Origin of the sequence: Mycobacterium sp. SMC-2, from assembly GCF_025263485.1 — a bacterium.
GTDB lineage: Bacteria > Actinomycetota > Actinomycetes > Mycobacteriales > Mycobacteriaceae > Mycobacterium.
In genome coordinates, this window is the sequence record NZ_CP079863.1 from 2984049 (window position 1) to 3006220 (window position 22172).

Below are 22172 nucleotides of genomic sequence, written 5' to 3' on the forward strand. Positions count from 1 at the left end.
AATGGATTTCGACGCCGTCCTGCTATTGTCCTTCGGCGGGCCGGAAGGCCCCGAGCAGGTGCGGCCGTTCCTGGAGAACGTGACCCGCGGCCGCAACGTGCCACCGGAACGGCTGGACGACGTCGCCCAGCACTACCTGCATTTCGGCGGGGTGTCGCCGATCAACGGGATCAACCGCGCCCTGATCACCGAGCTGCAGGCGGAACTGGACCTGCCAATCTATTTCGGCAATCGCAACTGGGAACCGTACGTCGAAGACACGGTTGCGGCCATGCGCGACAACGGTGTTCAGCGCGCGGCGGTCTTCACCACGTCGGCGTGGAGCGGACATTCGGGCTGCACGCAGTACTCCGAAGACATCGCCCGGGCACGAAAGACGGCCGGGCTGGGCGCGCCGGAGCTGGTGAAGCTGCGGCGGTACTTCGACCACCCGCTCTTCGTCGAGATGTTCGCCGACGCCGTCGCGGCCGCGGCGCAGACCGTGCCCGCCGGCGCGCGGCTGGTGTTCACCGCGCATTCGGTCCCGGTGGCCGCCGACCAGCGCCTCGGCCCGAGGCTGTACAGCCGCCAAGTCGCTTATGCCACAAGGCTGGTCGCCGCGGCGGCTGGATACGCCGACTACGACCTGGCCTGGCAGTCGCGTTCGGGTCCGCCGCAGGTGCCGTGGTTGGAGCCCAGTGTCGAGGACCATCTGACGGCGTTGGCCGCCTCGGGCACCAAGGCCGTCATCGTCTGCCCGATCGGGTTCGTCGCCGACCACATCGAGGTGGTGTGGGATCTCGACGAGGAGTTGCGAGCCCAAGCCGAGGCGGCGGGGATGGCGTTCGCCCGGGCCGCTACGCCCAACGCGGATCGCCGATTCGCCCGGCTGGCCGCCGATCTGGTCGACGAGCTGCGCACCGGCCGGAGCCCGGCCCGGGTGGCCGGCCCGGACCCGGTGCCCGGTTGTCTTGCCAGCGTCAACGGCCCGCCGTGCCGTCCGCCGCACTGCGTCGCGGTCGAGTACGGCTAATCAGCCCAGGCCGAATGCAGGATCGCGTTAACGGCGGCCATCCGCGCCGAACGCACCACGGCGGTCAACGGCCGCAACGCGTCGCTGGCGATGCGAGCCTCCGAAGACGACTGCGTGCCGAACGGCTCGGGGCCGGCGACGACGGGCGCCGTGAAACGCTCCGGCGAGTCGGGGGAGCGACTAAGTCCGGCGCTGACGGCGATGATGGCGTCGACGTGTGCGGCGTTCTCCAGCACCCGCAACGCCCGGGAGGGCGCATGGTCGGGAATCCGGTGCTGCCGTGCGGATTCCAGCAGCTGCTCGACGAGCCCGCGCGGATCGTCGACGTCGGCCGCGGCCGATCCCAGCCCGATGGCGCCGAGCGCGTCGGCGGCCGACCGGACGGCGGACCGCAGCGTGTATTCCGCGTCCCCGAGCTCGTAGTGGTCGAGCACCGGCGCGCCCGGCAGCGAGTACACCGTCCAGCACAGCGCGCACAACTCCGGAAAGTCCGCCGCCTCTTCGTCGTAGGAGAAGTCGGGCACCAGCCCGACGGCGGTCGCGGGATCGTTCGGGTTGGCGATGATGATCGCCTCGCCCGCGGCCAGGGCGTCACTCTCGAACTGCGTCCCCGGGGCCAGCCCGCGCACATCGCCGGGCACCGGCAAAACCACATTGATCGTCCCGGGCAGCCCGCCCTGGCCGTCGCGAGGGGGCGCCGATCGGCCCACCGCGGCGCGCAGCGTCTGCAGCAGCGTCACCGTCCCGGCGTCGTGTACATCGGGCCAGGGCAGCCCGGTGTGACCCGCGGCGACCGCATCATACGCGGTCACCGATTGCTTTGGAGCCCATACCGATAACGCATCCAGGACGTCGTCGGGCGCGGCCTTGCCCGCGAGCCAGGCATTGGCCCACAGGGACAGCGAGACACTGGGACAACACACGATTCCGCAGTGTAGTTGTTTTGCCCGGCAAAGGCGGATCACGCGTATTCTGGCCGCATGTACGCCGCGGTGCTTTGGCTAATATTCGCGCTGGTGCTTGCCGGTGCGGAGACGCTGACGGGCGATATGTTCTTGCTGATGCTCGGCGGCGGTGCATTGGCCACGGCGGTCACCAGCTGGTTGACGGACTGGCCCGTGTGGGCGGACGGGACGGTGTTCCTGATCGTCTCGGTTCTGCTTTTGGTGACGGTTCGCCCCGCGCTGCGACGGCGACTGACGCCCCCGCACGCACCGCAACTGGGCATCGAGGCGCTGCAGGGCAAGAACGCCTTGGTGCTCGAGCGGATTTCCCGCCACGACGGCCGGGTGAAGCTCGACGGCGAGGTGTGGACGGCGCGTCCGCTCAACGACGACGATGTGTACGAACCGGGGGAGTCGGTGACCGTCTTGCAAATTGACGGCGCCACGGCGGTGGTGTTCAAGAGCAGTCCATGACGGCTGCGAAAGGCGCTGTGAGAGAGAGGAACTCCCGTGCAAGGTGCGGTTGCTGGTCTGGTGTTGTTGGCCGTCCTGGTGATATTCGCCATAGTCGTGGTGGCCAAGTCGGTCGCCCTGATACCGCAGGCCGAGGCCGCGGTGATCGAGCGGCTGGGTCGATACAGCCGGACGGTCAGCGGTCAGCTGACTCTGTTGGTGCCGTTCATCGACCGGATCCGCGCCCGGGTGGACCTGCGTGAGCGGGTGGTGTCGTTCCCGCCGCAGCCGGTGATCACCGAGGACAACCTGACCCTCAACATCGACACCGTGGTCTACTTCCAGGTCACCGTCCCGCAGGCGGCCGTCTACGAGATCAGCAACTACATCGTCGGCGTGGAGCAGCTCACCACCACCACGCTGCGCAACGTGGTGGGCGGCATGACGCTCGAGCAGACGCTGACCTCCCGCGACATGATCAACGGTCAACTGCGCGGCGTCCTCGACGAGGCGACCGGACGCTGGGGCCTGCGGGTCGCCCGGGTGGAGTTGCGCAGCATCGACCCGCCGCCGTCCATCCAGGCCTCGATGGAAAAGCAGATGAAGGCCGACCGCGAGAAGCGGGCGATGATCCTCACCGCCGAAGGGAACCGGCAGGCCGCGATCACACAGGCCGAAGGCGCCAAGCAGGCGCAGATCCTGGCCGCCGAGGGCGCCAAGCAGGCGGCGATCCTGGCCGCCGAGGCAGAGCGGCAGTCCCGTGTGCTGCGCGCCCAGGGTGAGCGCGCCGCGGCGTACCTGCAGGCGCAGGGGCAGGCCAAGGCCATCGAGAAGACGTTCGCCGCGATCAAGGCCGGCCGGCCCACCCCGGAGATGCTGGCCTACCAATACCTGCAGACGTTGCCGGAGATGGCGCGCGGTGACGCCAACAAAGTGTGGGTGGTGCCCAGCGACTTCAGCGCCGCCTTGCAGGGGTTCACCAGACTGCTGGGCACCCCGGGCGAGGACGGGGTGTTCCGGTTCCAGCCGTCCCCGGTCGACGACGCGCCCAAGCCAAGCGCTGACGACGACGCCGAGGTCGCCGACTGGTTCTCCACCGAAACCGACCCCGCGATCGCCCAGGCGGTGGCCAAGGCCGAGGCGATCGCCCGGCAACCGGTGGATGGCACGACCCCGGGAGCGCCGCCGCAGTTGGGTCAATAGGATTGCCCCATGAGCCTTTTCACTTCGCCGAAGACCTACGTGGCGCTCGGCGCCTTCCACGCCGTGGACGCGGTGGCATGCGGTGTCCAGGTCGCCCCGATCAAGAAGGTCCTGGACGACGTGGGTCTGCCGGAGAACGTGCGGCCCGTGCTGCCGGTGGTGAAGGCGGCCGCCGCCGTGGGCCTGCTATCGGTCACCCGCTTCCCGGCCCTGGCACGGGTGACGACGGCGATGCTGACGGTCTATTTCGTCTTCGCACTGGGCGCGCACATCCGGGTACGCGACAAGGTCGTCAACACCCTGCCGGCGGCGGTGTTCCTGGCCACGTTCGCCGTGATGACGGCGAAGGGCCCCGACCGCAGCTAGTCCAGGCGCAGCTCGACCAGCGGCAGCGGTGCGCCGGTGTCGGTGATCGGAGCGCCGAGCGTCCCCTCCAGCACCGGCCGCATCCGCTCCCACGCCCTCGGGTGGCGGCCGCGGTAGGTGGCCAGCGTGCCGTCCACCTCGTCTTGGGTCATGACCCGGGCCGTGGCGCCTCTGGGCGCATGGCTGCCGGCGTAGACACGCACGCGCGGGTCGGCCTCAATATTGCGGAACCACTGCGCTTTTCGGCCGAAACCTGAGGCGACGACGTAGGTCGCGGGGGTGGGGTGGTCGACGACCTCCAGAACGGCGTAGCGCCGCGCGCCCGACTTGCGACCGGTGTGCTCGAGCATCAGCATCCGCGATCCGAACAGCACGCCCGCACGGGCCTTGAAGAGCCAGATCGGCGCGCGCATGAGTCGGCGCGAGCGGAGCAGCCGCCCGGCGAGTTCGGGAAGGAGCGACACCGCTACGCGTGCGGTGGCGGCGGGGGCGCGGGCACGACGGCCGGCGCGGACGTGGGGGATGGCGGCGACGAGAGGACGCAGCCGCCCCCGCCGGCCGACTGCGACGACAGCTGTGAGGGGTAGGGCGGCGGGGGAAGCTGCACCCGGACCGTCCAGACCAGCCCAGTGATCGCGAAGGTGGCGAGCGCGCCGAGTACCAGGCCGGCCAGCCCGGTGACGATGGCGATGCCGCTCGGGAAGCGGCGGGTTCCGGTGTTGTCCGAGGTCATGTAGCTCTCCATGGTCGTCGGATGTGGGTAACCGAGACGCTACTGGCGAAAAGGCCGCCGCCGCCACGATTCGGCGGATCGTGACGGCGGCACGATGTGTCAGCGGGACGCGGACGCGGCGGTCACCGCGGTGAGACGCCACTGGTCCAGCCAGGGCTGGATCAGCTCGGCGACCGAGAATTTCGCCGGGGCAGAACACCCCGGCTTGGGCGTGTAGGGGTCGCCCCCTCGGATGAGGATGCCGACGGCGCGAACGGTGCCGTCACCTTCGTTGAGATAGACGGGGCCGCCGGAATCGCCGCATTGGCCGGGCGCCGTAAACACGACCTTGCTGTCGGTGACGTCCGTGATTTGTCCGCACGCGGCCTCGCCGGAGCCCATGCCGAATTTGCAGAGTTCCTGGCCGGGCTCTACGTTGCCGGCGACGCCGGAGACCGGCAAGGAGCCCCCGATGGCCGGATTCTGCGGAACGTTGTCGCCGTTGAGCATGATCAGGCCGATGTCGTGCTGCTCGTCGTGAACGCCCTCGCTGACCGTCTGGTTGAACGTGCCCAGCGTCGCGTACGGGAGGACGCCGCCCAGGTTCATCGTCACCTTGCTGGCCTCGCCGGGGCGGTTGCAGTGGCCGGCGGTGAGGACACCGGACTGACCGGTGCTGGTTCGCACCAAAAACCCAGCGGTGCAGCCCATTCCGCCCGACCCGTCCGCGTACTCGACGTAGATGCCCGCGCCGGGGCCGACCGCGCTCGACGCGGGCAGATCGATCGGCGACAGGAGCGGCGGCGGGGCGGGTTCCTGGGCCGGGATGGCGTTCCTGGACAGCCGGCCGACGGCGGCGACCAAGGCGAGGGCGCAGCACAGTGCCGCGATCGCCAACAGCGCGGAATGCATCCTGGAACGCTGTGGCGTCGGGTAGGGCACCTGGATTCCGGCCAACACCCTCCCCCTTTTTGAGCGCGATGCCGGTAAGTCTGTGATCCCAGCTTGCCAGCTTTCGGCTTGGCAGCCACCGCGATTGGCCAGATTTTTTAGCTGACGATGGCCGGCTCGGGGGAGGGCTCGTCGCCGACGGAACTGTGCGCGCGGCGGTGGTGGCGGCGGAAGTGGCGGATCTCGATCACCAGGCCCGTCAGACCCAGGGTCGCCGTGCATACCGAAACCAGGTACAGCAGCGAGTTGGGGTGGCCGGCGAGCGCGTCGCCGAGGATCACCACGGCGGCGGTGCCCGGCAGCAGGCCGCCCAGCGTGGCCAGGGTGTAGGGCAGCAGGCGCACCGTCGACGCGCCGGCCGCGTAATTGATGGCCGAAAACGGCACGGCGGGAATCAGCCGCAGCGACAAGATGGCCAGCCAGCCCCGTTGCCGCAAGCGCTCGTCGACCGTGTCGATCGATCGATGGCGAACCAGGCGGTTCAGCCGCCATCCGGCCGCGCGCACCAGCAGCAGCGCGATCACCGCGCTCGCGGTGCTGGCAACCACCGCGAGCGCCACACCCGTCAGCGCGCCGAACAGCAGCCCCGCGGCCAGGGTGAACGCCGTGCGCGGAACCGGGACCACGGTGGCCACGATGTGCGCGGCCAGGAACGCCAACGGGAACCAGGGGCCGACCGACTGGGCCCAGTCGCGCATCTGCACCGGCGTGGGCAGGGGCAGCCATGACGCGGCGGCGATCAAGAGTGTGATACCGACCACTGTGGCGATCGCCCGGGGCCGCGACAGCAGACGCGCGGTCGCGGCCAGCGCGCCGCCGAGGTCGCGCAGCGTCCGGTTGATTCTGCAGGTGGCGGAAGCCGTCACGCCTGTAGAGGTTACGGGGCGCAGGTGAATAACTCGTTTCCCGACGCTGGCGTTTCTTCGCAACGCTGGGCCGCGCGGTTTTCTGCCGCCAGGCCCGATCAATTAGCCTCATTAGTAAGTCGCAGGCCCCATTTGCTGGGAAAAGGGAGCAATCGGTGTCCATTGATGTACCCGAACTCGCCGAACTAGAACAGGTTCGCGGGCGCTGGCGCAGTGCGGTCGCCGGCGTGCTGTCGAAAAGCACCCGGAAGGACCCCGAGGAACTCGGTGACCAGCCCGAGCGGCTGCTGGAAACCCCGACCTATGACGGCATCGCCATCCGGGCGCTGTACACCGCGCTCGACGAGCTGCCGGAACCGCCGCTGCCGGGCGAGTGGCCGTACGTGCGGGGCGCGGACGCCCTGCGCGACGTCAAGTCCGGCTGGAAGGTGGCCGAGGCGTTCCCGGCCGACCGCGTCGCCGGGGTGGCGGCCAAGGACGTCAACGCCGCGGTGCTCGAGGCGCTCGGCAACGGCGCGAGCGCGCTGGTGCTGCGGGTGGGCGAGTCCGGTGTGACGGCCGGCCAGCTCGAGGAGGCCCTGGACGGCGTGTACCTGAGCATGGTGCCGGTCATCGTCGACGCGGGCGCGGACTACTCCGCCGCCGCCGACGTCTTGTTGGCGATGGCGTCCCGGGTGGAGGCGGACCAGCGCGAACTGATCTCGATCGACCTGGGCGGCGACCCGCTCACCGCGGCGCTGAGCGACCGTCCCGCGCCCCCGCTCGACGAGGTCGTCGGGGTGGCCACGCGCGCGGCCCGCGAGCGCGGCGTGCGGGCGATCACGGTCGACGGGCCCGCCTTTCACAACCTGGGCGCCAACGCGACCTGGGAGCTCGCCGGCACCGTGGCCGCCGGGGTGGGCTACCTGCGGCGGCTCACCGAAGCGAGTGTGTCGGTCGGTGAGGCGTTGCGGCAGATCAGTTTCCGGATGGCCGCCGACGACGACCAGTTTGTGACGCTGGCCAAGATGCGGGCCGTGCGGCGCCTGTGGGCGCGGGTCGCCGAGGTCGTCGGCGACCCGGACGGCGGCGCCGTCACCGTGCACGCGGAAACGTCGCTGCCGATGATGACCCAACGCGACCCGTGGGTGAACATGCTGCGCTGCACGCTGGCCGCCTTCGGCGCGGGCGTCGGCGGCGCCGACACCGTGCTGGTCCTCCCGTTCGACGTGGCGATCCCGGGCGGCTTCCCCGGCACGGCGAGAAGCTTCGCGCGCCGGATCGCCCGCAACACCCAGCTGCTGCTCCTGGAGGAGTCGCACGTCGGCCGGGTGCTGGACCCCGCCGGTGGGTCGTGGTTCGTCGAGGACCTCACCGCGCGGCTCGCGGAGCAGGCCTGGGAGCACTTCCAGGCCGTCGAGGCGCGCGGCGGGTTCGTCGAGGCGCGCGACTACGTCGCCGACCGGATCGCCGAGGTGGCCGCGCGACGCGCCGACGACGTCGCGCATCGCCGCACCGCGATCACCGGTGTCAACGAGTTCCCGAACCTCACTGAACCGGCTCTGCCGCAGGCTGATTCGTCGGTCACCCCGTTGGCCGCCGGCAACCTGCGGCGCTACGCCGCCGCGTTCGAGGCGCTGCGCGACCGCTCCGATGCCTTCCTGGCCCGCACCGGCGCACGCCCGCAGGTGCTGCTGCTCCCGTTGGGCCCGCTGGCCGAGCACAACATCCGCGCCACGTTCGCGGCCAACCTGTTGGCGTCGGGCGGCATCGAAGCCGTCAACCCCGGAACGGTCGATGCCACCGGTGTCGCGAAGGCCGTCGCCGACGCGGGATCGCCGAGCGCGGCGGTCATCTGCGGCACCGACAAGCGCTACGCCGACGAGGCCGCGGCGATCGTCGAAGCGGCCCGGGCCGCCGGCGTGTCGAGGGTCTACCTGGCCGGACCGGAGAAGTCCGTGGGCGACGCCGAACACCGGCCCGACGAGTTCCTGACCGCGAAAATCGATGCGGTCGAAGCCCTTTCGAACCTGCTCACTCGACTGGGAGCGTAGCCCTAATGACCACGACCGCACCCGTGATCGGCAACTTCGCCGAGGTACCGCTGAATGGCGAGCGCCCGCTGCCGCCGCCCACCGAAGCCGCCGTGCAAAAGCACGTGGCCGCGGCCGCGGCGGCGCACTGGTACACGCCCGATCAGCTCGAATGGCATACGCCCGAAGACATCACCGTCAAACCGGTTTACATCGGCGCCGACCGGGCCGCCGCGGTGGCCGGCGGTTACCCGCTGAACAGCTTCCCCGGCGAACCGCCCTTCCTGCGCGGCCCGTACCCCACGATGTACGTCAACCAGCCGTGGACCATCCGCCAGTACGCGGGGTTCTCCACCGCGGCGGAGTCGAACGCGTTCTACCGCCGCAACCTGGCCGCCGGTCAGAAGGGCCTATCGGTGGCCTTCGACCTGGCCACCCACCGCGGCTACGACTCCGACCATCCCCGCGTGCAGGGTGACGTCGGAATGGCTGGTGTGGCAATCGATTCCATCCTGGACATGCGGCAGCTGTTCGACGGCATCGACCTGTCGACGGTTAGCGTGTCGATGACCATGAACGGTGCGGTGCTGCCGATCCTGGCGCTGTACGTGGTGGCCGCCGAGGAGCAGGGGGTGCCGCCGGAGAAGCTGGCGGGCACCATCCAGAACGACATCCTCAAAGAATTCATGGTGCGCAACACCTACATCTATCCGCCCAAGCCGTCGATGCGCATCATTTCCGACATCTTCGGCTACACCAGCGCGAAGATGCCGAAGTTCAATTCCATCTCCATCTCGGGCTATCACATCCAAGAGGCCGGCGCCACCGCCGATTTGGAGCTGGCGTATACACTGGCCGACGGCGTCGACTACATCAAGGCGGGCCTGGACGCCGACCTGGACATCGACAAGTTCGCGCCGCGCCTGTCGTTCTTCTGGGGCATCGGGATGAACTTCTTCATGGAGGTCGCCAAGCTGCGGGCGGGTCGGCTGTTGTGGAGCGAGCTGGTCGCCCAGTTCAACCCGAAGAATGCGAAATCGCTGTCGTTGCGCACACATTCGCAGACCTCCGGCTGGTCGCTCACCGCGCAGGACGCCTTCAACAACGTGGCGCGCACCTGCATCGAGGCGATGGCCGCCACCCAGGGGCACACCCAGTCGCTGCACACCAACGCGCTTGACGAGGCGTTGGCCTTGCCCACGGACTTCTCCGCGCGGATCGCGCGCAACACCCAGTTGGTGCTGCAGCAGGAGTCGGGCACCACGCGACCGATCGACCCCTGGGGCGGTTCGTATTACGTGGAGTGGCTGACCCATCAGCTCGCGCAGCGGGCCCGCGCCCACATCGCCGAGGTCGCCGAGCACGGGGGCATGGCCCAGGCCATCAGCGACGGCATTCCCAAGTTGCGCATCGAGGAGGCGGCCGCGCGCACCCAGGCCCGCATCGACTCCGGGATGCAGCCGGTGATCGGCGTCAACAAGTATCAGGTCGAAGAGGACCAAGAGGTCGAGGTGCTCAAGGTCGAGAACAGCCGGGTGCGCGCCGAACAGCTGGCCAAACTGAAAGAGTTGCGGGCCGGCCGGGATCCCCAAGCCGTCGAGGCCGCCCTGGCCGAGCTGTCCCGGGCCGCCGCGGCACACGGCCGCGCCGGTGAGGACGGGCTGGGTAATAATCTGCTGGCGCTGGCGATCAACGCCGCCCGGGCCAAGGCGACGGTCGGGGAGATCTCCGACGCGCTGGAAAAGGTATACGGGCGGCACCAGGCGGAGATCCGCACCATCGCCGGTGTCTACCGTGACGAAGCCGGAAAGGCCCCCAACATCGCAACCGCCACCGAACTAGTCGAGAAGTTCGCCGAGGCCGACGGGCGCCGGCCCAGGATTCTGGTGGCCAAGATGGGCCAGGACGGTCACGACCGCGGCCAGAAGGTGATCGCGACGGCCTTCGCCGACCTGGGGTTCGACGTCGACGTCGGCTCGCTGTTCTCCACGCCCGAGGAGGTGGCCCGGCAGGCCGCCGACAACGACGTGCACGTCGTCGGCGTCTCGTCGCTGGCCGCCGGCCACCTGACGCTGGTGCCGGCACTCCGCGACGCGCTCGCCGAGGTGGGACGGCCCGACATCATGATCGTGGTCGGCGGGGTCATCCCGCCCGGTGACTTCGACGAGTTGTACGAGGCCGGGGCCGCCGCCATCTTCCCGCCCGGGACGGTGATCGCCGACGCCGCGATCGGCTTGCTGCACAAGCTCGCCGAGCGGCTGGGTTACGACCTGGGCCAGTGACCGGATTCCTTCGCGCGAAAGTGCAACTAGCGACGGTGTTACTCGGCGAATGCGTCGCCAGTTGCACTCTCGCGGTGCCGGTGCCGGCGTCATGAGCGGCCAGACCGTCGAGAAATTGGCCGCCGCCGTTCGGGCCGGTGACCGTGCGGCGTTGCCGCGAGCCATCACGCTGCTGGAGTCCACCCGCGCCGACCATCACGAGAAGGCGCAGCGGCTGCTGCTGGAGCTGACGCCGGACTCGGGCAATGCGCATCGCGTGGGCATCACCGGGACCCCCGGGGTGGGCAAGTCCACCACCATCGAGTCGCTCGGCATGCATCTGATCGAGCAAGGCCACCGGGTGGCAGTGCTGGCCGTCGACCCGTCGTCGACGCGCAGCGGTGGATCGATCCTCGGCGACAAGACCCGGATGGCGCGCCTGGCGGTGCACCCGGATGCCTACATCCGGCCGTCGCCCACGTCGGGCACCCTGGGCGGCGTAGCAAAGGCCACGCGCGAGACCGTGGTGTTGTTGGAGGCCGCCGGTTTCGACGTGATCATCATCGAGACCGTCGGCGTCGGTCAGTCGGAGGTGACCGTTGCCAACATGGTCGACACGTTCGTCCTGCTGACCCTGGCGCGCAGCGGCGATCAGCTGCAGGGCATCAAGAAGGGCGCGCTGGAGCTGGCCGACATCGTGGTGGTGAACAAGGCCGACGGCGAGCACGTTGCCGAGGCGCGGATGGCCGCCCGCGAACTGTCCTCTGCGATCAGGTTGATACATCCGCGTGAAACACTCTGGCGGCCACCCGTTCTGACCATGAGCGCGATGGAGGGGACCGGCCTGAAGGAGTTGTGGGAGACCATCGAACGTCATCGTCAGGTGCTCACCGAGGCCGGGGAGTTCGAGGCGCGCCGGCGCGCCCAGTTGGTCGACTGGACGTGGCAGATGGTCCGCGACACGGTCTTGGACCGGGTGCTGTCCAACCCGAAGGTGCGCAAGATGCGCGCCGAGGTCGAGCGCCGGGTCAAAGCGGGGGAGCTGACCCCCGCGCTGGCGGCCGAGCAAATATTAACGGCTGCGTCAGACTAACGGATAGGTAAACAATCTAGATTTCGCTCCGGGAAGGTGTGAAATCGAAGTAAATTCGAAGTTGTGACGGTGGAAACCCGAGTCGATCGCCGCGCGGTCCGTGTCCACGATGACCCTGACGCAGGTCACCGTGTGTCCGGCGCGGCGGACTCACACTTTGGATGCGTCGTTCGCAGCTTCGCCAGCATGTTTCCCGCCCGCCGGTTCGGCGGCGGCGCGCTGGCGGTGTATCTCGACGGCCAACCCGTCGTCGACGTCTGGACGGGCTGGTCCGACCGCGGCGGCCACACGCCGTGGTCGGCCGACAGCGCCCCGATGGTCTTCTCGGCGACCAAGGGAATGGCCGCCACCGTCATTCACCGGCTGGCCGACCGTGGCCTGATCGACTACGAGGCGCCGGTGGCCGAGTACTGGCCGGAGTTCGGTGCCAACGGCAAGGCAAAGCTCACCGTGCGCGACGTGATGAGGCACGCTGCGGGCCTGTCGGGCCTGCGCGGCGCCAGCTCCGAAGACTTGCTGGACCACGTCGTGATGGAAGAGCGCCTGGCCGCGGCGGCGCCCGGGCGGCTGCTGGGCAAGCCCGCGTATCACGCGCTGACCTTCGGCTGGCTGATGTCCGGGCTCGCCCGGGGTGTGACCGGAAAAGGCATGCGAGTGCTGGTCCGCGAGGAGCTCGCCGAACCGTTGGGCACCGACGGGTTGTATCTCGGTCGCCCGCCGGCCGGGGCGCCGACCCGGGTCGCCCAGATCGTCGCCCCACAGAACCTCGTGCGGAACCCGGTCCTCAGCTGTGTGACGCGCAAGGTCGCCAACGAGCTGTCCGGGGGATTCCGGTCCATGTACTTCCCGGGCATGGTCTCCGCGGTGCAGGGTGATATCCCATTGCTGGATGCGGAGATCCCGGCGGCCAACGGGGTGGTGACGGCCCGCGGGTTGGCGCGGATGTATGGAGCCATCGCCAACGGCGGCGAGGTCGACGGCATCCGGTTCCTGTCCCGCGAGATGGTCGCCGGCCTGACCGGGCGGCGCAGCCTGCGCCCGGACCGAAACCTGTTCGTGCCGCTGGCGTTCCACCTGGGCTACCACAGCTTGCCCATCGGGAACGTGATGCCCGGCTTCGGCCATGTCGGGCTGGGCGGTTCGCTCGGCTGGACCGACCCGGCGAGCGGGGTGGCCTTCTCGCTGGTGCACAACCGGCTGCTGACACCGTTCGTGATGACCGACCACGCGGCGTTCGTCGGCATCTACGCGCTGATCCGCAAGGCCGCCGAGAAAGCCCGCAAACGCGGCTTCGAGCCGGTGACCGAATACGGGGCGCCGTTCTTCGAGCCGGGAGCCGTCGCGGGCTAACGACCTCACCGGATGCGTCGGATCGCGCTCCGGCGCGGCGCCGTAGGGACGGGGTAGCGGAAAGTCCAGGTCAGCAGCCCGACGCTGCTGATTTACACATCTGCTCCATACCGTTTACAAATCTAGACGCGTGTTTATAGAACCAGCCCGCAAAGTCGAACAATCGGTAAAATGCCGCGAGACCCCCGAGCGTAGACACGCACGAAACTGGAAGGCTGGAAGCTGGATGAGATTGGCCCGCACCACTAGACCCGCCAAAAGTATCGCCGGCTCCGCCAGCCTCCTCGAACGTTCAGCCGAAACGCGGCCGCTCGCTTTGTTCGTTTTGGGGATGGGCCGGTCGGGGACGTCGGCATTGACCCGCGTTCTTTCGTTATGCGGCGCCGCGCTTCCGGCCGGGATGATGGGGGCCGACGAAACCAACAAGCGCGGCTACTGGGAGCCGCGCGCGTCGCTGCTGCTCAACAGGTCAATCCTGGAGCGCCGCGGCAGCGCCTGGTGGGACCCGTCGCTGCGCGTGCTGGAGGAGGATGCCTTCACCGAGGTGGAGAGGGAGGCCTGTACCGCCGACATCACGGCCTACCTCGAGACGCTGCCGGCCGCACCGCTGCTGGTCATCAAGGACTTGAACATTGTTGTGCTGTCGGAGATGTGGTTCGAGGCGGCGCGTCGGGCGGGTCTCGACGTCGCGGTCGTCATCGCGGTGCGTCATCCGCAGGAGGTCATCGCGTCGCTCGGTAAGGCCGCCGGGGCATCCCCGGAACTGGCGAGCTCCCTGTGGTTGAAAGGGAACCTGCTGGCCGAGCGCCACTCGCGCGACGTGCCCCGGGTCTTCGTTGAATACACCCAGCTCCTCGGGGACTGGCGCCGGGAGGTGAAGCGGATCTCCTCCGCGCTGGAGATCGACCTGAGCACGGAGGATGAAAGCGCAGTCGACGACTTTCTCACTCCTGATCTGCGGCGCAACCGGGATTGCGGCCCGGTGGTCGATCGTTTTGGCACCGACTGGATGTCGGCGGTCTATGAGGCCATGCACGCGGCCGCGCTGGACGGACCGCCGGATGTCTCGACGCTGGACCGCGTTTTCGAGGCCTATCGGGCCAGTGAACACGATTTCCGGTTGGCGTTGGAAGACGCCCGTCGCCATTCCAACAGCGTCACCACCAGGCTGCTGAGGCCGTCCATCGCGAAGCCATTGCTCGAAATCGTCGCGCTGGCTCACCGTCGCAAGGGCACCTGGGCCTAGAGGTCCTGCCGCTGACGGTTCTCATCCAGCAAATGTCGAGCGCGAGTGATGTCTGCGCCGAGGCGATGAAATGTTAAGCAACAAAACAAATATGCAAAAGCGATGTGATGGAAGCCGTCGCGGTGGCTCATCGGCGCCGCCGAACCTGGGCCCAGGCGACATGCGCTTGAGGCAAGATACGACGATCGACGGCGATGGCGCACGGCCGCCGTCTATTGTGGCGCCATGGGCAAGAGTCGACGCGCTGCCGTGAAGCGCACAGGGGCGTCATCCTCCTCACGTCCCCTGTCTCTGAGGGCCCGCCTCCTGCTCTGGTGGGTGCGCACCGAGTACGCGATTGCGCGCAAAGTTTTACCCGATGTCTACGCCAACGACGGGTTGATCAGTTTCCACCGCCACGCTTTCCTGGACGATCCGGCATTCCAGCGCGCCTACGAGCGAGGGGCGCGCGCCCTCGGCGGGCAGGATTGGTACCAGTGGCATTGGCGCGTCCACGTCGGACTGTGGGCGGCGGCCAGCGCCAGCAAGCTTGACGGCGATTTCGTCGAGTGCGGCGTCAATTACGGGTTCTTGAGCAGCGCCGTAATGGAATACCTCGATTGGGATCGGTTGGGCAAGACGTTCTATCTGCTCGACACCTTCGCGGGCCTCGACCCGCGCTTCAGCGTAGCCGGGGACAGCAATGCCGGGGATCTCCAAAGGAGCGAGCATCACCTGCGCACCGGGATGTATGTCAGCGGCGTTGACAGTGTGCGGGCCAATTTCGCTCAGTGGCAGAACCAACGCATCATCGTCGGCTCAATCCCGGAAACGCTCGACCAGGTCGATGCCCGCGCGGTTGCGTTCCTGCACATCGACATGAATTGCGCTCCCCCGGAGGTTGCCGCCCTGCGCTTTTTCTGGCCGCGCCTTTCTCCCGGCGCTTTCGTGCTGCTCGACGACTACGCCTACCGAGGGTTCGACGAGCAGCGCCTCGCGATGGATGAATTGGCGCGTGAGCTGGACGTGCCGATCTGTGCGTTGCCCACCGGCCAGGGCCTATTGATCAAACCGGCACGAGAATCCACCGCAGACCGCGCGCCCATCACTCGGGCGTACCAGGGATCCAGCTGATTCCTCGGCCACATCATTCATTGCACTCGAACGGAAGGCGTCGGTTCTTGTCAGGCTCCGTGCTCATCACCGGGGGAGCCGGGTTCATCGGGTCAGCCCTGTCGCGCCGTCTTGTGGAGGCCGGTTACGACGTCGCCGTGATGGACGTCCTGCACCCGCAGGTACACGGTGGTAATCGGCCGATCGACCTGCCGCCGTCCGTGCGGTTGTTCACCGGCGATGTCGCTCACGCACCCGACTGGGATGCGGTGCTGCGGTTGTTCCGCCCTTGCCAGATCGTCCATTTGGCGGCCGAGACGGGCACGGCGCAGTCGCTCTCGGAGGCGACGCGCCATGGCTCGGTGAACGTGGTCGGCACCACCCAGCTTCTTGACGCCCTGAGCCGCTCGGAACTGGTGCCGGACCAACTCGTGCTGGCCTCGTCGAGGGCCATCTACGGCGAGGGTGCGTGGCAATGCGGCACGCATACCTTCTATCCGCGGCCTCGCAGTCATGCCCAGCTGCTCGCCGGCGTCTGGGATCCGCAAGGGCCGACGGGCGAAGCTGCCATCCCGCTTGCGAGCTGCGCCGACCGAACGGAACCCAGGCCCACCAATGTTTACGCCGCGACCAAGCTCGCCCAGGAGCACCTTCTGGCGGCCTGGACGGCCGCGCATGACGCCAGCCTCAGTGTGCTGCGTCTGCAGAACGTCTACGGGCCGGGTCAGTCGCTGACGAATTCGTACACGGGAATAGTCGCTCTCTTCGCGCGTCTTGCACGCGAAGGACATCCGTTGGAGGTTTACGAGGACGGCCGCATCGTGCGCGATTTCGTCTACATCGACGACGTCGTCGACGCGTTGTTTAGCGCGGTGCAGCGGCCCGCGACCCAGCCGCGCTGTCTCGACATCGGATCGGGCCGCCCGACGACCATCCATGAGCTGGCCCAGAAGGTCGCAACCATGTGCGGCGCCCCCGAACCCGTCGTAGTCCCGAAATTCCGCGACGGTGACGTACGCGCCGCGAGCTGTGACATCGAACCGGCGGAAGAGGAGCTCGACTGGCGTCCGAAGTGGGCGCTCGACGAGGGTCTGCATGCACTGCTCGGATGGATCGGTGAGCAGGATTCTCTTTCTGCGACAAGCGATTCCACGCTCCCAGCGGGTAGTGCCGTAGGAGAACATGCCGGGCGCCGTTGACGCCGCTCCAAGCCGGGGAATCCACCACCGGCTTCGGGGGAGAATTTCATGGGAAAGAGTGAAGTGAGCGAAGTCACCAACGAGTGCCGGCTGTGCGGATCGACTGGTCCGCACCGTACCCTTTCCGTCCGCGAGATGTTTTTCGGCACCCGAGAGCAATTCGAGTATTTCAGCTGTGCGGCCTGCGAAACGCTACAGATTGTCAACGCGCTCGAAGACGATGAGCTCGCGCGCTTCTATCCCTCGGATTATTACTCTTTCGACGTTTCGGCTGAGCCGAGGATGCGTCGGTGGCTCACTACGCAGCAGGATCGTTTCGCATTGGGTGCTGGGGGCCGTCCGGTCGGGGCGTTACTATCGGCGCTTTCACCTAGCCTCCGCTCTCTCATTGGCGCGCAGGATGCAAGCGTAGATGTCGTTAAAGTGCTGGGTCAATTGGGGTTTGCACGGGACTCGCGAATATTGGACGTGGGCTGTGGCGGGGGTGTGCTACTCGACAGGCTGGCGAGGGTCGGATTTAACAATTTGTCCGGTGCCGATCCGTTCTTGGCGGCCGATGGCCAGACTCGCCACGGGGTGCCGCTGATGAAGCGCTATCTGAGCGAGGTGACCGGGGAATTCGATTTGATTATGTTCAATCATTCCCTCGAACACGTGCCCGATTTCGTCGCGACGCTCGAGGCGGCATACGAGAAACTCGCTCCCGGCGGCGCGTGCCTGGTTCGCCTGCCAACGACCTCTTCGGAAGCGTGGACTATCTATGGGAGCGACTGGGTCAACATCGACGCGCCTCGCCATATCGCTATACCGTCCCGAGAGGGAATGGCGCTGGCGGCCGACAAAGTTGGGCTGCGAGTCGATAAAACATTCGACGACGCGACTTTTTTGCAATTCATCGGAAGTGAAGCCTACAAACGCGATATTCCGCTGACCGACCCCGCGATGTTTTGGAAGGTCCTGCGGGCCGTCGGGCCCAAGCAAATCTGGGCCTGGCAAAAGCGCGCGGAAAGCCTCAATCGGCAAGGCCGTGGCGACTGGACCGGCTTCGTGTTGCGCGCCAGGTGACGTGCGACGGTCCCTGATGGGCGGGTGCGGCTGGTTGTTGTCCCACTGCGTCGCGGCGGATTCCGGCAAACCTCTACGCCCTGACATGCCGTGCGGTGCCCGCTGTCGACGGTGACCACGCGATGACCTTACGGCGCATATGATGGTGGGCAGTGAGCGGTTGGAGCAAATCAGGCGATCGGCCAGCCGCTCCGTCAATGGTCTAGGTTGGGGAGGCCAGCCGGGCGGGTAGACGGAAGGCATTGGTGGCGTCAACAGACGTCGAGGCTGATCATCGGGAGTTTGTTCATGCGGCATTGGAGAAAGTCTTGACCGTAACTGATCGCGACCGGCGATCCTCGTTCGTCGACACGCGGTCTGCGTATCTCGACCTGCTCCGGCGCAACCTCACCCGGTATGGGGACGACGAGTTGGTGCCGGTGGGGTATGAGCGGCTGGGGCGCCCGCTGTTCAGTACCCGCAATTACCTGCTGGTGCGTAAGCGTCCGTTCAATCAGCACGCGCGCGAGTTGGGGCTGGATTGGCCGGCGGATGCCTTGACGATGATCGGCATGCAGCGGCTGACCAGTTTGCAGCGATGTGTCGAGACCGTTCTCGAGGAGAACGTTCCGGGGGATCTGGTCGAGTGTGGCGTGTGGCGCGGCGGGGCCTCAATTTTGATGCGTGCCGTCTTGGCGGCCTATGGGGATGAGACGCGATGCGTGTGGCTATGTGATTCGTTCGCGGGTGTGCCGCCCCCAGACACCGTGCATTACCAGGCAGACAAAGGGATTACGCTGCACCGGCACGCCAGGATACTGGGGGTCCCGGAGGCGGAGGTCCGGGTGAATTTCGAGCGGTACGGGTTGCTTGATGATCGGGTTCGCTTTGTTCCGGGCTGGTTCAAGGACACGCTGCAGGATGCTCCGATCGAGCGCATCGCCGTTTTGCGGCTTGATGGTGATCTTTACGAATCCACGATTCAAGGGCTCGACGCGTTCTATCCGCGGCTGTCTTCGGGGGGCTTTTGCATCATTGACGACTACCACGCGATCGAGGCGTGTCGGCAGGCTGTCGCGGATTACCGCGAGCAGCACGGCATCACCACGGGCATCGTCGAAATAGACGGCACGGGAGTGCTATGGCGCAAGGAATAAGAACCGCTGATTTCCTTCGCTATCGCCGTACCCGCCCACTTCGGTGCCGCAATTGGCCGATATCGTAAGTGATATCTGCCCGCTACTGCCTCCGGCGGCCCGATTGAAAGGCTCGAGTTCGGGATGAAATTTGTGCTGGCGGCCTACGGAACTCGCGGTGACATCGAGCCTTCCGTGGTTGTCGGCCGGGAACTCCAGCGCAGAGGGCATGACGTGCGCCTGGCCGTCCCGCCCGATTCGGTTGGCTTCACCGAGGCAACAGGCTTGCCGGCCGCGCCTTACGGGCTGGAAAGCCAGGCATGGTTGGACGTGTACCGCAACTTCTGGACGTCGTTCTTCAGCAGGTTCTGGAGGATTCGGGAGATGCGCAGCATGTGGCGCGAAATGTGGGACCTCAGCGACCAGTGCTGGGAGCAAATGAACACGACGCTGCTGTCGCTGGCAGAGGGCGCGGATCTGCTTTTCGCCGGGCAGAGTTACCAAGAGCCCGCTGCAAACATCGCGGAGTATTACGACATTCCGTTCGCCACACTGCATCACGTCCCGATGCGGCCGAACGGTCAGGCCGTTTCGATCCTGCCGGCACCGCTGGCCCGCTCCGCAATGTCGGCGTTCGACTGGCTGGCTTGGCGCCTGAACAAGAAGCCCGAGGACGCGCAGCGCCGTCAATTGGGGCTGCCTAAAGCAACAGGGCCCTCGCCACGACGGATCGCCGAACGCAAATCCCTGGAGATCCAGGCCTACGACGCGGTCTGCTTCCCCGGATTGGCCGCCGAATGGGCGAAATGGGATGGTCAACGCCCCTTTGTCGGGGCGCTGACGATGGAGTTGACCACCGACGCCGATGACGACGTGGCGTCGTGGATCGCCGCCGGGACACCGCCGATTTGCTTCGGCTTTGGCAGCATGCCCGTCGAATCTCCGGCGGACACGGTCGCCATGATCGGCTCGGCCTGCGCGGAGTTGGGCGAACGGGCGCTTATTTGTGCCGGCTGGAGTGACTTCAGCGGCGTGGTCCCTGCTGACCACGTCAAGGTGGTCGGCGCGGTGAATTACGCGGCGGTGTTTCCCGCCTGCCGCGCGGTGGTTCACCATGGCGGCTCGGGCACTACGGCCGCGAGTCTGCGGGCCGGAGTGCCCACGTTGGTGTTGTCGATGGACGTCAATCAGACCGTGTGGGGCGCTCAGCTGAAACGACTGAAAGTGGGCACTACACGGCGCTTTCGGCCACTAACCGGGAATCTTTGGTCGCGGATCTGCGCCGGATCCTCGCCCCGGATTACGTCGACCGCGCCCGCGGGCTTGCCGGACAAATGACCAAACCCGCCGACAGCGTCATCAAGGCCGCGGATCTTGTGGAAGACTTCGCCCGCTCGAGGAGTCGGGCCTGACCCTGCCGGGGTCGTCAGCTCTCCGTTTCCAAGACACGATGCCGACCATCTGGCAGACTGAAACGCGATCAGCCGATGATGCCTGGGTAGAACGTCAAAGCGCCCATGAATAGCGGTAGTTCTATGTCGGGGGGCCGGGCCGATGAATTTGGGGGATAGGCCGATGAATGTGGCTTCGCCGCACTTGAATACTTCACGTTTCTGTGCGCACCACATTGCTATCCGCCTGGCCACCGCTGCCGAAAGACCATTACAACGCGACCAGCAGCGAACGCCTAGTGATCCTAACGACCAGTCGAGAGCAGCCACATAAGAGACTAAAGACGCTACAGATGACATTGCCTATGCGCAGGGAAAGTGATTAAGGTAACAGCGCGATGAAATTTGCTGTGGCGAGCTACGGGACGCGCGGCGATATCGAGCCGTGCGTAGCAATCGGTCGGGAACTGATGCGCAGGGGCCATGAGGTGCGCATGGCCGTTCCACCCAATCTCGTTGACCTTGCTCAGTCAGCTGGGCTCGGGGCTATCCCCTATGGGCCGGATATGCACGACTTCTGGAGCGACGAGTTCATCCGCGACTTTTGGAGGAACCTCGTCCGCGGCCCGGTCAAGTTGGTCCGCGAAGCCTGGGAGCCCGTGCTCCGGAACTGGTCGCAGATGAGTTCGGCACTGATGTCGGTGGCGGCCGGGGCCGATCTGATCTTCACCGGCCAGCTGTATCAGGATCTCGCGATCAACGTCGCGGACTACTACGGCATACCAATGGCCACACTGCATTACATCCCAATGCGCCCGAATGGCGAGCTCATTCCGATGCTGCCGGCACCGGTGGTTCGCCGTGGAATGGCCCTGTACGACTGGCTATGTTGGCGCATGAACAAGAAGGCCGAGGACAGGCAGCGACGTGAGCTCGGCCTTCCTACGGCCACGGTTGCCTCGCCCCGTCGGATACCCGAACGCGGATCATTGGAGATCCAGGCGTACGACGAGGTGTGCTTCCCCGGGTTGGCCGCCGAATGGCGTGAATGGGGCGAGCAACGGCCTTTCGTCGGCTCGCTGACGATGGAATTGCCAACGGGCGCCGAAGACGAGGTCTTGTCGTGGATTGGCGCCGGAACGCCCCCGATATGCTTTGGCTTCGGTAGCATGCCGGTCGCGGAATCCCCGGCCGACACTGTCAAGATGATCGCATCCGCCTGCGCGGAATTGGGTGAGCGGGCATTGATTTGTTCCGGCTGGAGCGACTTCAGCAATGTTCCGCACTTCGACCACGTCAAGGTAGTGGGTGTGGTGAATTACACGACGATCTTTCCCGCGTGCCGCGCGGTCGTGCACCACGGCGGCTCGGGCACCACGGCCGCGGGCTTGCGTGCCGGGGTTCCCACGCTAATCCTCTGGACGGCCGGCGACCAGCCGATGTGGGGAGCCCATATCAAACAACTGAAAGTGGGCAAGGCCCGGCGCTTTTCGACCACTACCCGTGAATCTTTGGTCGGGGACCTGCGGGAGATCCTCGCAGAGGATTACGTCGCTCGCGCGCGCGACATCGCGTCGCAGATGACGAAACCCGCCGACAGCGTCGGCCGCGCCGTCGACCTGCTGGAGAATTTCGCCCGGTCAGAACATTGCGTTCGCACTGCTCGACGCTGATTACGGATGGGCAGCCCAACGGTGGGGCCTCCTGGCTCTCGAGTGCCTTAAGACTAAGACATGCGTTGGTTGCTGGCGGGGGGGTTGCAGCTGTTGGAGATCAGCTGATAGGTCTGTCGGCCGGGGCACGAAATCAGCCCGTCCAGCTCGGCGAGCGGAAAACCGCGA

18 protein-coding genes and 2 pseudogenes are annotated in these 22172 nt (G+C 66.8%); 15 read left to right on the plus strand and 5 right to left on the minus strand.

The window, feature by feature from the left end; all coding sequences use genetic code 11:
* Nucleotide 1: 1 nt before the first annotated feature.
* Nucleotides 2-1012, plus strand: coding sequence for a ferrochelatase (locus tag KXD96_RS14285; protein WP_396878668.1), 1011 nt, complete (start codon nucleotides 2-4; stop codon nucleotides 1010-1012).
* Here the strand turns inward: KXD96_RS14285 and KXD96_RS14290 are convergent.
* Nucleotides 1009-1935, minus strand: coding sequence for a hypothetical protein (locus KXD96_RS14290; protein ID WP_260745160.1), 927 nt, complete (start codon nucleotides 1933-1935; stop codon nucleotides 1009-1011). The genes KXD96_RS14285 and KXD96_RS14290 overlap by 4 nt on opposite strands.
* A gap of 57 nt (nucleotides 1936-1992) precedes the next feature.
* On the opposite strand from KXD96_RS14290, the gene KXD96_RS14295 reads away from it, so the two are divergent.
* Genes KXD96_RS14295 through KXD96_RS14305 form a run of 3 tightly spaced genes read left to right on the plus strand, consistent with a single transcriptional unit; the run spans nucleotide 1993 to nucleotide 3978 of the window.
* Nucleotides 1993-2430 carry an NfeD family protein gene (locus tag KXD96_RS14295; RefSeq protein ID WP_260745161.1) on the plus strand — a complete coding sequence of 146 codons (438 nt, stop codon included), beginning with the start codon at nucleotides 1993-1995 and terminating at the stop codon, nucleotides 2428-2430.
* A gap of 36 nt (nucleotides 2431-2466) precedes the next feature.
* Nucleotides 2467-3612, plus strand: coding sequence for an SPFH domain-containing protein (locus tag KXD96_RS14300; RefSeq protein ID WP_260745162.1), 1146 nt, complete (start codon nucleotides 2467-2469; stop codon nucleotides 3610-3612).
* Between the two features lie 9 nt (nucleotides 3613-3621).
* A complete protein-coding gene (locus KXD96_RS14305) occupies nucleotides 3622-3978 on the plus strand; it encodes a DoxX family protein (protein ID WP_260745163.1) in 357 nt (118 codons plus the stop codon).
* Here KXD96_RS14305 and KXD96_RS14310 read toward each other — a convergent pair.
* The 4 genes from KXD96_RS14310 to KXD96_RS14325 form a co-directional block, all read right to left on the minus strand.
* Complete coding sequence (locus tag KXD96_RS14310) at nucleotides 3975-4391, minus strand: nitroreductase family deazaflavin-dependent oxidoreductase (protein WP_260745377.1); 417 nt, start codon at nucleotides 4389-4391, stop codon at nucleotides 3975-3977. The genes KXD96_RS14305 and KXD96_RS14310 overlap by 4 nt on opposite strands.
* 53 nt (nucleotides 4392-4444) lie before the next feature.
* The gene (locus tag KXD96_RS14315) at nucleotides 4445-4711 is read right to left on the minus strand and encodes a hypothetical protein (RefSeq protein ID WP_260745164.1); all 267 of its coding nucleotides are present in this window, start codon (nucleotides 4709-4711) and stop codon (nucleotides 4445-4447) included.
* Nucleotides 4712-4810: 99 nt separating this feature from the next.
* Nucleotides 4811-5602, minus strand: a complete 792-nt coding sequence (locus KXD96_RS14320) for a S1 family peptidase (protein WP_260745165.1) — start codon at nucleotides 5600-5602, stop codon at nucleotides 4811-4813.
* A gap of 137 nt (nucleotides 5603-5739) precedes the next feature.
* Entirely contained in the window at nucleotides 5740-6507 is a 768-nt protein-coding gene (locus KXD96_RS14325) for a TVP38/TMEM64 family protein (RefSeq protein ID WP_260736459.1), read from the minus strand.
* Between the two features lie 155 nt (nucleotides 6508-6662).
* On the opposite strand from KXD96_RS14325, the gene mutA reads away from it, so the two are divergent.
* From mutA to KXD96_RS14380, 11 genes and pseudogenes are all read left to right on the plus strand, one after another.
* Nucleotides 6663-8540 (plus strand): methylmalonyl-CoA mutase small subunit, encoded by a 1878-nt coding sequence (mutA, locus tag KXD96_RS14330; protein ID WP_260736460.1) that lies wholly within the window; start codon nucleotides 6663-6665, stop codon nucleotides 8538-8540.
* A gap of 5 nt (nucleotides 8541-8545) precedes the next feature.
* On the plus strand, nucleotides 8546-10801 hold the full coding sequence (gene scpA, locus KXD96_RS14335; RefSeq protein WP_260736461.1) for a methylmalonyl-CoA mutase: 2256 nt from the start codon (nucleotides 8546-8548) through the stop codon (nucleotides 10799-10801).
* Between the two features lie 91 nt (nucleotides 10802-10892).
* A pseudogene (gene meaB, locus KXD96_RS14340) lies at nucleotides 10893-11884 on the plus strand (methylmalonyl Co-A mutase-associated GTPase MeaB).
* Between the two features lie 52 nt (nucleotides 11885-11936).
* Nucleotides 11937-13223: a serine hydrolase domain-containing protein gene (locus KXD96_RS14345; RefSeq protein ID WP_260736464.1), complete on the plus strand. Its 1287-nt coding sequence runs from the start codon at nucleotides 11937-11939 to the stop codon at nucleotides 13221-13223.
* Between the two features lie 226 nt (nucleotides 13224-13449).
* Nucleotides 13450-14469, plus strand: a complete 1020-nt coding sequence (locus KXD96_RS14350) for a sulfotransferase family protein (protein ID WP_396876618.1) — start codon at nucleotides 13450-13452, stop codon at nucleotides 14467-14469.
* A gap of 225 nt (nucleotides 14470-14694) precedes the next feature.
* Nucleotides 14695-15582 (plus strand): TylF/MycF family methyltransferase, encoded by an 888-nt coding sequence (locus tag KXD96_RS14355; protein WP_260736466.1) that lies wholly within the window; start codon nucleotides 14695-14697, stop codon nucleotides 15580-15582.
* Nucleotides 15583-15641: 59 nt separating this feature from the next.
* Complete coding sequence (locus KXD96_RS14360) at nucleotides 15642-16760, plus strand: NAD(P)-dependent oxidoreductase (RefSeq protein WP_260736468.1); 1119 nt, start codon at nucleotides 15642-15644, stop codon at nucleotides 16758-16760.
* 63 nt (nucleotides 16761-16823) lie between these two features.
* On the plus strand, nucleotides 16824-17825 hold the full coding sequence (locus KXD96_RS14365; protein ID WP_260745379.1) for a class I SAM-dependent methyltransferase: 1002 nt from the start codon (nucleotides 16824-16826) through the stop codon (nucleotides 17823-17825).
* 308 nt (nucleotides 17826-18133) lie between these two features.
* Entirely contained in the window at nucleotides 18134-18961 is an 828-nt protein-coding gene (locus KXD96_RS14370) for a TylF/MycF family methyltransferase (protein ID WP_260745380.1), read from the plus strand.
* 123 nt (nucleotides 18962-19084) lie between these two features.
* Nucleotides 19085-20352, plus strand: a pseudogene (locus KXD96_RS14375) (glycosyltransferase).
* A gap of 377 nt (nucleotides 20353-20729) precedes the next feature.
* Entirely contained in the window at nucleotides 20730-22004 is a 1275-nt protein-coding gene (locus KXD96_RS14380; protein ID WP_260736469.1) for a glycosyltransferase, read from the plus strand.
* Nucleotides 22005-22172 lie beyond the last annotated feature (168 nt).